The sequence below is a fragment of the Natronomonas aquatica genome, assembly GCF_024449025.1.
Taxonomy (GTDB): Archaea; Halobacteriota; Halobacteria; order Halobacteriales; family Haloarculaceae; genus Natronomonas; species Natronomonas aquatica.
This window is the reverse complement of the sequence record NZ_JAHLKM010000012.1, coordinates 17,349-31,825: the sequence shown is the minus strand read 5'-3', so window position 1 is coordinate 31,825 and position 14,477 is coordinate 17,349. Positions and strand designations below refer to the sequence as shown.

Below are 14,477 nucleotides of genomic sequence, written 5' to 3'. Positions count from 1 at the left end.
ACGCGTACGAAACCGACGAGAACGGCACCGTCGAACTCCCCGCACCCAACGAGACGGTCGAAGTGACTGTCACGGCGAGCTATCAGGGCGCCGAGGAGACGGTCACCGACACCGTCGAAGGGATCGACGCGATCGACGAGAGCTTGCCGTTCGGCCAACAGCTCCAGCTGTTCAAAGCCACGCTGGAGGACGACAACCGCACCGGCCGTGAGATCGCCTCCTGGGTCACGGAGAACAACCCGGGCAACGCGCCGGATCACGCCGGACCGAAGGACGACGACCGACGCGGCCCGCCGGACCATGCTGGCGGCGACGGGGACCGGAACGGAGAGGACGGAGAGGACGGAGAGGACGGAAGCGACGAAGCCGGCGACGGCGGCACCGACACCGAGGACGGCGGCCACAAAGAGAGCAACGCCGGCGGAAACGGCAATAGCAACGCCGGCGGTAACGGGGGCGGTCCTCCCGGCAATAGCGGGAACCGGTAGTCGGGACTCGACGGACGGCTACGGGCACGGCGGAAACAATAAATCGTCGGATCGGTTCGTCGAGAAACGTTTAGACGCCGCGGTCCTGCAGCTTCTCCTCTTCCGGCATCGTCTCGTTGGCCTGACCCTTCATGCCCTTGCCGGGCGATTTGGCGATCTCTTTCAGTTCATCGGGGTCGTCGTAGTTGTTGACCGCCGCGACGACCGCCTCGCCCATCGCCTGGGGGTTCTCGGCGCCGAAGATACCCGAGCCGACGAAGATGCCGTCACAGCCCAACTGCATCATGAGGGCGGCGTCGGCGGGGGTGGCGATACCGCCGGCGGCGAAATTGACGACCGGGAGCCGGCCCATCTCGGCGGTCTCGTGGACCAGATGTCGGGGAGCGCCGTGCTCGCGGGCCCACTCGTCGCGCTCCTCGCGGCTCATCCCGTCGAGCTTTCGGATCGCGCGTTGGATGTTCCGCTGGTGAGTAACGGCCTGGTTGACGTCGCCCGTGCCGGCCTCGCCCTTCGTTCGGATCATCGCCGCGCCCTCGTCGATGCGGCGCAGCGCCTCGGCGAGGTTCCGGGCTCCACAGACGAACGGCGACGTGAACTCCCGTTTGTCGATGTGGTACCGTTCGTCGGCCGTCGTCAGCACCTCGCTTTCGTCGATCATGTCGGCGCCGGTCGCCTCGAGGATCTGGGCCTCGGCGGTGTGGCCGATCCGGGCTTTCCCCATCACCGGGATCGAGACTTCGTCGATGATCTCCTCGAGTTCACCGGGGTCGGCCATCCGGGCGACGCCGCCGCGTTTCCGGATGTCGGCCGGGACCGCCTCCAGCGACATGACGGCGACTGCGCCCGCGTCCTCGGCGATACGGGCCTGCTCGCGCGTGACGACGTCCATGATAACGCCGCCCTTCTGCATCTTCGCGAAGCCACGCTTGACGAGGTCCGTCCCTCGCTTGAGTTCCTCGAGATCCGTCTTACTCATACGTCTCTGTTGGTGCCCGACCCACTTAACCCGTGTCGTTCCGTACCCTCGTTGCCGTCACGCCGTGTTTTTATTCACCGAGTGAGAGGATGGTGTATGGATTTCCGTGGGTTCTTCGAGTCCGACGTCCCCCGCGAGGACCTCCCCCGATACGTCGCGCCGCTGCCCGAACCGATCGAGAACCTCGCGCTCAATCTCGTCTGGCCGATCGTCGCGGTCAACCTCCTCGGGACGGCGTTCGGCTTCTACTATTACGGATTTCAGCTCGCCCGGACGCCCCCCGGGATGTGGCCCTTCGTCCCCGACAGCCCGATCGCGACGCTGTTTATCGCCCTGGCGCTCGCGAGCTGGAAACTCGGGCGACCCCAGGGGTGGCTCACCGCTCTCGCGTTCTTCGGGAACATCGTCCTCGGCGGGTGGACCGTCTGGGTGCATCTCGCCTTCTACGAGCAGTTCGGTTACCTGGGCGAACCCATGCGGCAGTTCCTCATCTGGAGCCATGCCGCGATGGTGCTACAGGCGTTTGTCCTCCACCGGATCGGCGGGTTCGACCCCCGGGCGGTCGGCGTCGCGACGCTTTGGTACGCGATCGATACGACCGTCGATTACTTCGTGCCGATTCGCGGGGAACTGCATCACACCTTCCTGCCGACGCCGCGAGATCAGCCGATGTTCCTGGGTGCGGACGCCCTGGGCGTCGCGGCCGCCGGGGCGGTGCTCCTCCTGGTTTTGGCGCTGTATCTGGCGCTTTCGACGCGGATCGAAATCGAGCGCGCGCGGCGGAGATAGAGAGCCGGCCGCCCTCCCGCCGCCCAATACTTATTAGCGGGATCGGCGATATCTCGGCGTATGTCGGAACGTTTCACCGCCGTCGATCGTACGCCCCGCTTCGCCGTCAGTCGACCCGTCCCGGCCGGCGGGGACGTACCGTCAGCCTCGATCCGAAACCTGAAGCGATGAACCTCGAAGACTACACCGTACTGGATCTGACGTGGCTGCTGCCGGGGCCGTACGGGACGATGCTGCTGGCCGATATGGGTGCGGAGGTCGTCAAGATCGAAGAGCCCACGCGTGGCGATTACGCCCGCTGGCTCGAACCCGAAGTCGAGGGGACCGACGCGGGGGCGATGTTTCACTCGGTCAACCGGAACAAAAAAAGCGTCAAGCTCGATCTGAAGGCGGAAGCCGGCCGGGAGGCGTTCCTCGAGTTGGCCGCCGAGGCCGACGCCGTATTCGAGCAGTTCCGGCCGGGCGTCGTCGACCGGCTCGGGATCGGCTACGAGGACGTCCGGGCGGTGAACGAGGAGATCGTCTACTGCTCGCTGTCGGGGTACGGCCAGGACGGCCCCTACGGCGACCGGGTCGGCCACGACCTCAACTACGTCGGCGTGGCCGGGCTCCTCGGGGAGACCGTCTCGAAGGACGGGACGTTCCCCGCGATCCCCGCCTACCAGATCGGCGACAAAGCCGGCGGGCTCTTCAGCGCCTTCATCATCGTCTCGGCGCTGCTCGATCGGGAGGCCGGCAACGGCGGCCAGTACCTCGACGTCTCGATGACCGACGTCGTCACGTCGTTTGCGACCGGACAGAGCTGGCGGGCGTTCATGGGCGAGGAGATCCCCGAATCCGAACGCTCGCCGGCGGCGATGGAGGCGCCCTGTTACGACGTCTACCGGACGAAAGACGGAAAGCACGTCACGGTCGCCGCGCGCGAAGAGAAGTTCTGGGAACGACTCCTCTCGGAGCTCGATCGGGAGGACCTCTCGGAGTACCGGTTCGCGACCGGCGAGGAGGCCGAGTACGCCCGCCGGGAGCTACAGTCGGAGTTCGAACGACGAACCCAGGCGGAGTGGGATGAGTACCTCTCGGAGGGGACGATGTTCGCGCCGGTCAACGAGTTCGACGAGGTGTTCGAGCACCCCCAGCTCAGATCCCGGGGGATGGTCGAAGAGATGGCCCTCGATGGGGCCGACAAGGGGGAGAACGAAGACGGCACCGGGACCTTCTCCTACGTCGGCTTTCCGGCGAAATCCTCCGAGGGAATCGACGACATGCGCTCGCCGGCGCCGGGGTTCGGCGAACACACCGAGGCGGTGCTCTCGCGGGTACTCTCCGAAGAGCGGCTGGACGAACTCGAAGCCGACGACGTGATATGACCGACGGGGAGACGTACGCCGATCAGCTCGTCGACGAACGGGCCCTCCGGGAGTATCTGACGGCGACGCTCGGGCCGGGCGATAGCTACGGGATCGAACACCTCGGCGAGGGCCACTCCAACGAGACGCTGTTCGTCGAATGGGGCGACAGCCGACTCGTCTTGCGCCGGCCGCCGGCCGGCGAGACGGCCCGGACGGCCCACGACGTGATACGGGAGTATCGGATCATCGACGCCCTCGAGGGGACGGCCGTCCCGACGCCGACGCCGGTCGCGGCCTGCGAAGACACCTCGATCATCGGAAGCGAGTTCTACCTCACCGAGCGGCTCGAGGGGACCGTCATCCGGACCGACGAGCCCGAACGGTTCGCCGCTGTGGACCGCAGACGACGGGTATCCGAAGAGCTGATCGACACGCTCGCGGCGATCCACACGGTGGACTACGAGGCCGTCGGGCTCGGCGATCTCGGCCGACCGGAGGGCTTTCTCGATCGACAGATCGACCGCTGGGGCGAGCAGTTCGAGTGGGCCGCCGAGACGACGGCCGACGAACGGTCGGTTCCCCACATCGAGGAGATCGGTTCGTGGCTCGAAGCGAACGTTCCCGACTCGTACGAACACACCCTGGTCCACGGCGATTACAAGCTCGATAACGTACTGTACGGGCCGAACCCCGACCCGGAATTAATCGCCGTCATGGACTGGGAACTGGGGACGCTCGGGGACCCGCTCAGGGATATCGGCTGGCTGTGCTGTTTCTGGGACCCCGACCCGCTGATCGAAGGTCTCATGCCGACGTTCCTCGGGCGTCCGGGCTACCCGGATCGGGGCGAACTCCTCGAACGGTACGAACGGCAGTCCGGAATCGAGGTCGTCGAGTTAGATTTTTATACCGTTTTGGGACATTACATGCTCGCGGCCGCGTGTGAGATGTTCTACGCCCGGTATTTGAACGGCGACAGCGACGACCCGCTCTACCCGGGAATGAGAGAGATCGTCCCCGGGGTCACCCGGCGGGCGAAGGCGATCATCGACGGCGAACGGACGGTGTAGCGGCCGAGCGGCCGAGCTTATAAAGACCGACGGGGAGTTTATAACACCGGGTCGCCTACGAACGCATCTATGATGCTGCCCACACACGCGCTGGTCGGGATGGCGCTCGGGCTCCCGGTCGCGCTTTCGGTCCCCGAGTTCGCCCCGGCCGCGCTTCTCGCCGGGCTCGTGGGCGGGGTTTTTCCGGATCTGGATCTGTACTCGGGGCACCGACGGACGCTGCATTTCCCGACGCTGTACCCGATCGCGGTCGTTCCGGCGGCAGTTTCGGCGTTCGCGGCCCCCTCGCCGGCGACCGTCGGGCTCGCGGTCGGGCTCGCGGCGGCGGCCGCCCACTGCCGGATGGACGTCTACGGGAGCGGGCTCGAACTCCGGCCGTGGGAGGGCAACTCCGAGCGGGCGGTCTACGACCACGTCGACGGCGAGTGGGTCGAACCGCGTCGACTGGTCGCCTACGACGGGTCGGTCGGCGATCTGGCGATCTCGACGGCCGTCGCGCTCCCGCTTTTTTTCCTCGTCGAGGGGGCGTTCGTCGCCGTCGTCGTCGCCGCGATCGCCGTCGCCGCGACGTATACCTTGCTCCGACGACACCTCGCAGAGCTCGCTCCGATCGTGTTCGGCAAGGTTCCGGATCGGCTCGCCTCGTACGTCCCCGAGCGGTACCGGACGGAATCGACGGCTGGACGATAAGCGGACGCCTCCGGGCCGACGCCGAACAGCGGCCGGCCACCCGGGCGATCGAGGGGTCGAACCGTCGACGAAAGGGTTCGAGCGGGGGTGGACTATCCTTCAGTTTTTGCATTCCCCGTCCGGTTTTATTACGGCCGGCGTGAAAACAGTAGATATGGAGATCCGTGAAGCCACGTCTGACGACGGTCCGGCCGTCCGCTCGATCGCGCTGCGGTCGATGGAGGCATCGTACTCGCTGAGCCCGAGCGTCATCGAGAGCGCGATCAGACAGTGGTACGGGCCGGACAGCTTTCGGGACAAACTCGAAGACGACGAGGTTCTTTTGCTCCTCGTCGAAGAGGACGACGAGGCGATCGCCTTCTCCGAGAGCGCGCTCGTCGACGAGCGTGGGGACATCCACTGGCTCCACGTCGCTGCGATGTACCGTGGTGAGGGGATCGGCCACCGGCTCTACGAAGAGACACGCGAACGCCTCGAGGACGCCGGCGCCGAGACCGTCCGCGGGCTCGTTTTGACGATGAACTCCGAGGGCAATCGGTTCTGGCAGAACCGCGGGCTCACGAAGGTGGGCGAGGGGACCGTCGAGATCGACGGGACGGCCTTCGTCGAGAACATCTACGTCGACGAGACCGACATCGAACTCCAGCCGATCGTCGTCGACGACCGTGAACTCTACATCGACCGGGGCGAGTCCGAGCGCGGCTCCCAGGGACCGTTCTATACGGTCTATACCGATGAAGCGGCCGAGAACCGCTATAGCTACTTCTGTGGCTCCTGTGAGACACTCATTACGTCGATGGACACCATGGGGCGGCTCTCGTGTGAGGAGTGTGGCAACCAATTGAAGCCGACCCGGTGGGACGCGGCGTATATGTAGGAGTGCGGAGTACACCGGCTGAAACCGTTTCTACCGGCGTCAGCGTCCCGTTTCGCGCAGTGAGTCGGTGCAACCGTTTTATTCCCCGTCCCGGAAACTGTCGGATATGAACACGACGACTCTGGGTGGCGCGTTCACCGCGTACAAGCGGGTCCTGTGGGGTACGATGGACGGGCTCGGCGTCAACGACTCGCTGTGGCGGAAGCTCATGGTCGCGGTCGGCCTCCAGTTCGCCGCCGGAGTCGCGCTTGCGGGGACGGCGATCGTTCTCGCGGGGACGGCGAGAGCGATCGCCATCGGGGCCTTCCTGGTGTTGTCGCTCGTGGCGTTCGGCAACACCGCTCTCATAATCAGGGAGGATCTGATCAGGCCGCTGGCGCGGCTCGAATCGAACGCCGAGGCGATCGGCGGCGGCGATCTCGACTGTGACCGCCTGGAGATCGACCAGCGCGACGAGATCGGATCGCTCGGGGCTTCCTTCGACCGGATGAACGGCACCCTCCGAACGACGGCCAGACAGGCCGACGCCCTGGCCAGCGAGGAGTTCGACGACCCGGTCCTCGAAGAGTCCGTGCCGGGGGCGTTCGGCGACTCGCTGGATCGGATGGCGTCGAACCTCTCGGAGGCGATCTCCGATCTGGAGGCCCGCTCGGCCCGGCTCGGACGGCTCATCGAGGAATTCGAGGCGGCGACCGAGCAGGCGAGCGACGGCGACCTCCGTGTCCGAATCCCGGCGGAAGCGGGCGACGGGCAGTTCGAGAACGTCGTCGACTCGTACAACCGACAGCTCGATGCCTTCGAGGAAGCCGTCGGGGAGGCAAAGCCGTTCGCCGAAGACGTGGCGGGAGCGAGCGAAACGGCCCGGGACGAGGTCTCGGCCGTAAGCGAAACGAGCGCCGAAAACGCCGAGCAGGTCGGGGAGATCGCTGAGGACGCGGTCAGACAGTCCGAAATGCTCGCCTCGCTGTCCTCGGACACGGAGACGCTTTCGGCGACCGTCGAGGAGATCGCCGCGACCTCGAACGAGCTCTCGGAGATCGCCACCGAGACGGCGACCAGCGCCGCCGACGGGGCCGACGCCGCCGAGGACGCGACCGAGAAGCTCCACGCCGCCGCCGAACTCGCCCACGAGACCGACGCCGCCGTCTCCCGACTCGTCGAACGGACCGAGACGATCGGAGAGATCGCCGCCTTCATCGACGAGGTGGCGAGCCGGACGGATCTGCTCGCGGTCAACGCCTCGATCGAGGCCGCCCACACCGAAACCGACACGGACGGCTTCGAGGTCGTCGCCGACGAAGTCAAAAGCCTCGCGGAGGAGACCCACGAATCCGCGGGCGAGATCGAGGACCTCATCCACGATATCGACGAGGAGACCCACACCGTCGCGGCCGACGTCGGCGAACTGACGGCTCACATCGAAGACGTCGTCGAGACCGTCGAGGGCGTCTCGGAGTCCTTTGGCATGATCGCCGACGACACCGCCCACGTCGAGGACAGCGCCGCGGAGATCAGCACCGCGACCGACCAGCAGGCCGAGGTCGCGACCGACGTCTCGGCGGCCGTCGACGAACTCGCCGAGATCGGTGACTCGACGGCAGAACGGGCGGAAGCCGTCGCGGAGCAGGCCGACGAGGGGAGCCAACGGCTCCGTGGCGCCACCGACACCGTCGCGGAGTTGGCCGAGCAGGCCGACCGGCTCGCGGGCTCTCTGGAGCGGTTCGAAGTCAGCGACGCGGAGACGCCGGACGCGGAGCCGGTGCCACAGCCGGCCGACTGATACCGCCGGTCGGGAGAAGCACAACCGGGTCGCCCCGACGCCTCCGGAAGCGGAACCCTTGTTATCGCCCGCCTCCCCTCTGTTGGCAATGAGCCTCGTCGACACCCCGGCCGTCAAACGCCTCGCCGACTGGGACGGCGACCGCCTCGAACGGCTCGCGACCGAGTACGACACGCCGCTGTACGTCACCGATCTCGACCGGATCCGCGAGAACTTCGCACGGTTCGAATCGGCGTTCGATTTTGCCCACGTGATGTATGCGGCCAAAGCCAATACGGGGCAGGCAGTCGTCCGGACGCTGTACGACGCCGGCGCGGACATCGAGTGTGCCGCCGCCGGCGAGTTATACCGCGCGATCGAGGCCGGCGTCGCACCCGAAGACCTCCAGTACACCGCGGTCAACCCCCCGGACCGGGACCTCGATTACGCCGTCGACCTCTGGGCAGACACCCCCGAGTTGACCGTCACGGCGGGCGCGTCGATGACGCTGGACCGGCTCGAGGAGCGCGGCTTCGACGGCCGGCTGGCGATCCGGGTCAACCCCGGGATCGGGACCGGCCACCACGAGAAGGTCGCCACCGGCAAGGACGCGAAGTTCGGCATCCCCTACGAGGAGGTGCCCGAACTCGTCGAGTCGGCCCGCGAGCGCTTCGAGTTCGTCGGTCTCCACGCCCACGTCGGTAGCGGCGTCCTCTCGGGTGATCTCGACGACCACCGGCGTGCGCTACAGAAGGTCGCGGACCTCGCCGCTCGCGTCGGCGATCTGGAGTTCCTCGATCTCGGCGGCGGCTTCGGCGTCCCCTACCGGCCCGACGAGCCGCCGCTGGACATCGAGGCCGCCGCCGAGATGGTCCGGGAGGTCACCGCTGACGTCGACGCGACGATCGCCCTGGAACCGGGACGGTATCTCGTCGCCGACGCCGGGGCGCTTTTGACGCGGGTGAACACGATCAAGGAGACCCCCGAAACGCGCGTCGTCGGCGTCGACGGCGGGCTCACCTCGCTGATCCGCCCGGCGATGTTCGATTCGTATCACCACATTAGAAACATCAGCGGCGGGGATCGCGAGCCGGTCACCTCGAGCGTCGGCGGGCCGCTGTGTACCAGCGCCGACGTGTTCTGTACCGACCGGCCGATCCCCCGATCGGAGGCGAAAGACCTGCTCGCGATCGGCAACGTCGGCGCCTACGGGATCAACCTCGCCAGCCAGTTTCACTCCCAGCCCCGGCCGGCGGAGGTCGCGATCGACGGCGAGGACGAACGGGTGACGAGACGCCGGGAAACGTTCGAGGATCTGACGCGACTAGAGAACGAGGCGCCCGGGAACAGGTGAACTGAACCACCCGAAGCGAGCACCGATAGTCACACCAACAGCGCAAAGAAGAGCCCGACGGCCGAAACCACGCCGAGGACGGCCGCTACCATCTGACCGAGCCGTCGGGTCCCGAGGATCCAGACAAGACCGGCCTTCATCAGCGTGTTCGCGATCGCACCGATCACGATACCCGTCGCCGCCACGTTCGAAGGTCCGTGACCGGATCGACCATGTGATGACTCTCCGTCGGCCCCCCTTGTCAATCTTCGGAAAATTCCGTCGTGTGATCACCCACAGGGAGTCCGGAGAACACCGATATCGCGTCGGTGGCGCTAGTCGAGTTCCTCGACCAGTTCCTCGCCGAGGCCGGTGTAATCGGCGGGTGTCAGCGCGTTCAGTTCCTCGCGGACCGACTCGTCGACGTCGAGATCGGCGAACAGGTCGCGGAAATCCGAGAGGGTCGCACGTTCCCCGCGCGTGAGCGCCTTGATCCGCTCGTAGGCGTCGGTGTCGCCCTCCCGCCGGAGGATCGTCTGGACGGCCTCGCCGATCACTTCGGGGTTGGCCTCCAGTTCCTCGCGCATGACGGTCCCGTTGGGCGTCACCTTCGAGAGCCCCGCGGCGGTCTTTTGATAGGCGATGAGGCTGTGGGCGAAGGCGGCGCCGATGTTCCGTTTGACCGTCGAATCCGAGAGATCCCGCTGGAGCCGGGAGGTCGTCACGTAGTCGGCGAGGAAGGTGAGATCCGAGTTGGCCTTCGTGAGGTTGCCCTCGCTGTTCTCGAAGTCGATCGGGTTCACCTTGTGGGGCATCGTCGAGGAGCCCGTCTCGCCCTCGGCGGCGTCCTGTCCGAGGTACCGATCGGAGACGTACAGCCACATATCGAGGTCCAGATCCCGCAGGACGTTGTTGACACCGCGTAGCGCGTCGAAGACGGCGGCCAGATCGTCACATGGGTTTACCTGTGTCGAAAGGGCGGTGTGTTCGAGCCCGAGCGACTCGACGAACGATTCCGAGAACGCCGGCCAGTCGACCTCGGGATGGGCGGCGCAGTGGGCGGCGTAGGTACCCGACGCCCCGGCGAGTTTCCCCGAGAGGTCGTCGGTCACGGCCTCGAGCCGACCGAGCGCCTGTCCGAGCCGGGCGGCGTAGACGGCCAGTTCCTTCCCGTATGTGGTCGGGGTCGCCGGCTGGCCGTGGGTGCGCGCCAGCATCGGTAACGCGCGGTACTCGCGGGCGTCGGCAGCGAGCGTATCGCGGATCGATCCGATCTCGGGGACGAGTACTTCGCGGACGGCCGGGGCGACGAGCAGCCGGTGGGCGAGGTTGTTGACGTCCTCGCTAGTGAGCCCGAAGTGGACCCACGGGCCCTGTCGCTTCTCGTCGGGGAGATGGAGTCGGAGGAAGTACTCGACTGCTTTCACGTCGTGGTTCGTCGCCGAGTAGCCGGCGTACCCTTCGGTTTCGAGCCGTTTGACGGTTTCAGCGTCCTCCGTGTCGAACGCCTCGTAGAGCGCCCGGAGGTCGGTCCGGGTCGATCCATCGATCGAGAGCGGCGTCGCCTCCAGGTCCGCGAGCGCGAGGAGGTACTCGACTTCGATCTCGATCCGGGCACGGATCAGCGCCGCCTCGCTGGCGTAGTCGGTGAGCGGTTCCGTATAGCGGGCGTATCGGCCATCGAGCGGCGAGACGGCGTACAGCGAACCCCGTTCGGTCATACCTACGAGTGTGGCGAGCCGTTGAAAAAGGATGTCGGTCGGCACGGGCGATCGGCGGCCACGCCGCCGTGATAGGCATTTCCGTGCATACTCGCCCGGTCCAGTCCGTCTGTTTTTAGTGATATATACACGTTACTGCATACTCTTACGGTTCGGACCGCAACTACTTTGCCCCCGGCGACGACCCTCTCGAGTATGCAACTCGCCGGTATGGCCTCGAATCGCGGCCGGAACCTGATGCACATCGCGGACACCGCGCCCGGGGGCGCGGCGTTCTCCGTCGTGCTCTCGAACGAAGAGGACGCGCCGGTCATCGAGAAGGCGACGGAACGCGGCATTCCGACGGAGGTCGTCGAACGCGGTCCCGAGGAAACGCGCGATGAACACGAAGCGCGGATCATAGAACGGCTGGAAAGCTATGACGTCGATCTCGTCTGTCTGGACGGCTACATGCGGATCCTCACCGAGACGTTCCTCGAGGCGGCCCCGACGACACTCAACGTCCACCCCTCGCTTCTGCCGTCGTTCCCGGGGATGGACGCCCACGAACAGGTACTCGAGGCGGGCGTCTCGGTCACCGGCTGTACGGTTCACGTCGTCGACGAGACCGTCGACGGCGGCCCGATCGTCACCCAGGAACCCGTCCCGGTCTACGACGGCGACGGCATCGAAGAGCTCAAACAGCGCGTCCTCTATGAGGCGGAGTTCAGCGCCTACCCCCGCGTCATCAAGTGGTTCGCCGAGGACCGCGTCACGGTCGAAGACGGCGACGTCTCCGTCGACGGCGACGAGTCGGGGCAGTTCCCCGCACGCCGATTGAAAAGCGACGACCGCGGCCGGGAGCTCCGGTACGGCGAGAACCCCCACCAGGAAGCCGCCGTCTATGTCGACGGGGACTCGGCGGCCCCCAGCATCGTCGACGCCGCGCAGCTGAACGAGGGCGCGAAGGCGCTGTCGTACAACAACTACAACGACGCCGACGCCGCGCTGGCTTTGATCTCGGAGTTCGAGGAGCCCGCCGCCGCCGTCATCAAACACACCAACCCCGCGGGCTGTGCGATCGCCGACGACCTCGCGACCGCCTACGAGGACGCACTGTCGACGGATCCGATGAGCGCCTTCGGCGGGATCGTCGCTCTGAACCGCCAGTGCGACGCCGCCACCGCCGAGGCGATCACCGATTCGTTCAAGGAGGTCGTCGTCGCCCCCGGCTACACGGACGCGGCGCTGGACGCCCTCTTCGAGAAGGACAACCTCCGCGTGCTCGACGTCGGGCGCGGGGCCGACCTCGACGTCGGCGCCGACCCGCTCGTCGAGAGCGACCTCGCCGGCGGCCGGCTCGTCCAACAGCGGGACACGCAGTCGATCGTCCCCGACGATCTGGAGATCGTCACCGACGGCGAGCCGACCGACAAACAGCTGGAGACGATGTGTTTCGCCTGGCGGACGATCAAACACGTCAAGTCCAACGCGATCCTCTTTGCCGACGAAACCGAGACCGTCGGCGTCGGGATGGGGCAGGTCTCGCGGGTCGACGCCGTCCGGCTGGCGGCGATGAAGGCCGAGGAACACGCGGAAGGGAAAGGCGCCGAGGGCGCGGTGATGGCCTCGGACGCCTTCTTCCCGTTTCCGGACGGGATCGAAGAGGCGGCCGACGCCGGGATCGAGGCGGTCGTCCAGCCGGGCGGGTCGGTCAACGACGAGGACGTCATCGCGGCCGCCGACGACCACGGTATCGTGATGGCCTTCACCGGCCAGCGTGCGTTCAAACACTGAACAACGAATCCGCGAGAAGCGATTCGCCACCGGACGCGAGAAATCGGCCGACAGGTGACTATTCGAGCGCAGAGCCGGCCCGGACGATCGTCGCCTCGCCGAAGGCGGGACCGGCGAACTGGACGCCGACCGGTCCCTCGTCCGTCTCTCCGGCCGGAACCGAGATCGCGGGCAGGTTCGCGAGGTTGACCGGGACCGTGTTCGCGTCCGCGAGATACATCTGCAGCGGATCCTCGAGGCTCTCGCCCGTCTCGAACGGCGGGACCGGCATGGTCGGGGAGGCCACCACGTCGACGGTCTCGAAGGCTTCCTCGAAGTCCTGTTTCACCCACGCGCGGGCGTCCTGGGCCTGTTTGTAGTACTTGTCGTGATAGCCCGCCGACAGCGCGTAGGTGCCCAAAAGGACGCGCCGTTTGACCTCCTCGCCGAAACCGGCCTCGCGGGCGGCGGCGAAGGATTCGTTCCAGTTGCCCGCCCCGTCGTCGCCGGCCGTCCCGTAGCGGACGCCGTCGAAACGGGCGAGGTTCGAGGACGCTTCGGACATAGCGATGACGTAATACGCCTGGACGGCGGTCTCGACCGACGGCAGCGACACCTCCTCGACTGTGGCGCCGGCGGCTCCGAGTTCGTCGAGAGCGTCTTCGAAAACCGCGCGGACGCCGCCGTCCGCACCCTCGAGTAGCTCCGTCGGGACGCCGACCGTGAGCCCCGCGACGTCGCCGTCGGCGGCGTCCGCATACGCGGTCTCCGCTCGCTCGGGGGGTGATCGCGTCGTCGCGTCGTTGGGGTCCGGTCCGGCGATGACCTCCAGTAGTTCGGCCGCGTCCTCGACGGTCCGCGCCAGCGGGCCGATCTGTTCGAGGGAGTTCGCGTAGGCGACGAGGCCGTACCGGGAGACGAGCCCGTAGGTCGGCTTGATACCGACGACACCACAGAAAGCGGCCGGACAGCGGACCGACCCGCCGGTATCGGATCCGAGCGCGAGGTCGGCCTCGCCGGCGGCGACGGCGGCCGCCGACCCCCCGGAGGAGCCGCCCGGAACCCGACCCTCGGCGGCGGGGTTCTCCGTCGGTCCGAACGCGGAGGTCTCGGTCGTCGTCCCCATGCCGAACTCGTCCATGTTCGTCTTGCCGACGATCGTCGCGCCGGCCTCACGGAGCCGTTCGACGACCGTCGCATCGTAGGGCGGGACGTACTCTTCGAGTGTCTCCGAACCGCAGGTCGTCCGGACGCCAGCCGTCGAGATGTTGTCCTTGACGGCGACGGTCCGGCCGTCGAGGGGGCCCGAGCTTTCGCTTTCGATCGTCTCCTCGGTGATGAAGGCGTTGTGGCTCATGAGACGTTCGGCCCCTTGAAGTAGCCGTCCTCGGTCTCGGGGGCGTTCCGGAGTGCCTCCTCTTGAGTGAGACTCGCTTCGACCTCGTCGGGGCGCATCACGTTCGTGAGTTCGGCCTCGCGTTCGATTTCGGGGACGTCCTCCAGGGCCTCGAAGTACTCGAGGATGTCGCCGAACTGCTCGGTGAACCGCTCTACCTCCTCGTCGTCGAGGTCGATCCGGGCGAGCGAGGCGACGTGGCGGACTTCCTCGTCGTCGACAGTCATACCCGAGGCTGGGTGTGCGCCGTCACTAAGCGTTTCGAATACGCGGG

Annotated in this window: 13 protein-coding genes and 1 pseudogene; 9 read left to right on the top strand and 5 right to left on the bottom strand. The window is 66.8% G+C overall.

Translation table 11 applies throughout. From position 1 onward, the window contains the following. Nucleotides 1–488, top strand: a pseudogene (locus KM295_RS09945) (DNA primase); the annotation flags it as partial. Nucleotides 489–558: 70 nt separating this feature from the next. Here KM295_RS09945 and pdxS read toward each other — a convergent pair. Next, nucleotides 559–1,464, bottom strand: a complete 906-nt coding sequence (gene pdxS, locus KM295_RS09940) for a pyridoxal 5'-phosphate synthase lyase subunit PdxS (RefSeq protein WP_256029798.1) — start codon at nucleotides 1,462–1,464, stop codon at nucleotides 559–561. 96 nt (nucleotides 1,465–1,560) lie between these two features. Here pdxS and KM295_RS09935 point away from each other — a divergent pair, with 96 nt between their 5' ends. The 7 genes from KM295_RS09935 (at nucleotide 1,561) to lysA (ending at nucleotide 9,352) form a co-directional block, all read left to right on the top strand. After that, a complete protein-coding gene (locus KM295_RS09935) occupies nucleotides 1,561–2,253 on the top strand; it encodes a DUF1405 domain-containing protein (protein ID WP_256029797.1) in 693 nt (230 codons plus the stop codon). A gap of 167 nt (nucleotides 2,254–2,420) precedes the next feature. Next, nucleotides 2,421–3,620 (top strand): CaiB/BaiF CoA transferase family protein, encoded by a 1,200-nt coding sequence (locus tag KM295_RS09930; RefSeq protein ID WP_256029796.1) that lies wholly within the window; start codon nucleotides 2,421–2,423, stop codon nucleotides 3,618–3,620. Further along, nucleotides 3,617–4,672, top strand: coding sequence for a phosphotransferase family protein (locus KM295_RS09925; protein ID WP_256029795.1), 1,056 nt, complete (start codon nucleotides 3,617–3,619; stop codon nucleotides 4,670–4,672). The genes KM295_RS09930 and KM295_RS09925 overlap by 4 nt, the downstream gene beginning before the upstream one ends. Before the next feature lie 69 nt (nucleotides 4,673–4,741). After that, complete coding sequence (locus KM295_RS09920; protein WP_256029794.1) at nucleotides 4,742–5,362, top strand: metal-dependent hydrolase; 621 nt, start codon at nucleotides 4,742–4,744, stop codon at nucleotides 5,360–5,362. A 154-nt stretch (nucleotides 5,363–5,516) separates the two neighbouring features. Then, entirely contained in the window at nucleotides 5,517–6,239 is a 723-nt protein-coding gene (locus KM295_RS09915) for a GNAT family N-acetyltransferase (protein WP_256029793.1), read from the top strand. Between the two features lie 106 nt (nucleotides 6,240–6,345). After that, on the top strand, nucleotides 6,346–8,019 hold the full coding sequence (locus KM295_RS09910; RefSeq protein WP_256029792.1) for a methyl-accepting chemotaxis protein: 1,674 nt from the start codon (nucleotides 6,346–6,348) through the stop codon (nucleotides 8,017–8,019). Between the two features lie 88 nt (nucleotides 8,020–8,107). After that, nucleotides 8,108–9,352: a diaminopimelate decarboxylase gene (lysA, locus tag KM295_RS09905; protein WP_256029791.1), complete on the top strand. Its 1,245-nt coding sequence runs from the start codon at nucleotides 8,108–8,110 to the stop codon at nucleotides 9,350–9,352. 29 nt (nucleotides 9,353–9,381) lie between these two features. Here the strand turns inward: lysA and KM295_RS09900 are convergent, their stop codons facing one another. Beyond that, nucleotides 9,382–9,537, bottom strand: a complete 156-nt coding sequence (locus KM295_RS09900; RefSeq protein ID WP_256029790.1) for a hypothetical protein — start codon at nucleotides 9,535–9,537, stop codon at nucleotides 9,382–9,384. Between the two features lie 129 nt (nucleotides 9,538–9,666). Then, nucleotides 9,667–11,052: an adenylosuccinate lyase gene (gene purB, locus KM295_RS09895; protein ID WP_256029789.1), complete on the bottom strand. Its 1,386-nt coding sequence runs from the start codon at nucleotides 11,050–11,052 to the stop codon at nucleotides 9,667–9,669. A 195-nt stretch (nucleotides 11,053–11,247) separates the two neighbouring features. Here purB and purH point away from each other — a divergent pair, with 195 nt between their 5' ends. Further along, nucleotides 11,248–12,828: a bifunctional phosphoribosylaminoimidazolecarboxamide formyltransferase/IMP cyclohydrolase gene (gene purH / locus KM295_RS09890; RefSeq protein WP_256029788.1), complete on the top strand. Its 1,581-nt coding sequence runs from the start codon at nucleotides 11,248–11,250 to the stop codon at nucleotides 12,826–12,828. Between the two features lie 58 nt (nucleotides 12,829–12,886). On the opposite strand, the gene gatA is transcribed toward purH, so the two are convergent. Both gatA and gatC read right to left on the bottom strand, forming a co-directional pair. After that, nucleotides 12,887–14,164, bottom strand: coding sequence for an Asp-tRNA(Asn)/Glu-tRNA(Gln) amidotransferase subunit GatA (gatA, locus tag KM295_RS09885; protein WP_256029787.1), 1,278 nt, complete (start codon nucleotides 14,162–14,164; stop codon nucleotides 12,887–12,889). Then, nucleotides 14,161–14,430, bottom strand: coding sequence for an Asp-tRNA(Asn)/Glu-tRNA(Gln) amidotransferase subunit GatC (gene gatC / locus KM295_RS09880; protein ID WP_256029786.1), 270 nt, complete (start codon nucleotides 14,428–14,430; stop codon nucleotides 14,161–14,163). Before gatC ends, gatA begins: the two co-directional genes overlap by 4 nt. Between the last annotated feature and the right edge of the window lie 47 nt (nucleotides 14,431–14,477).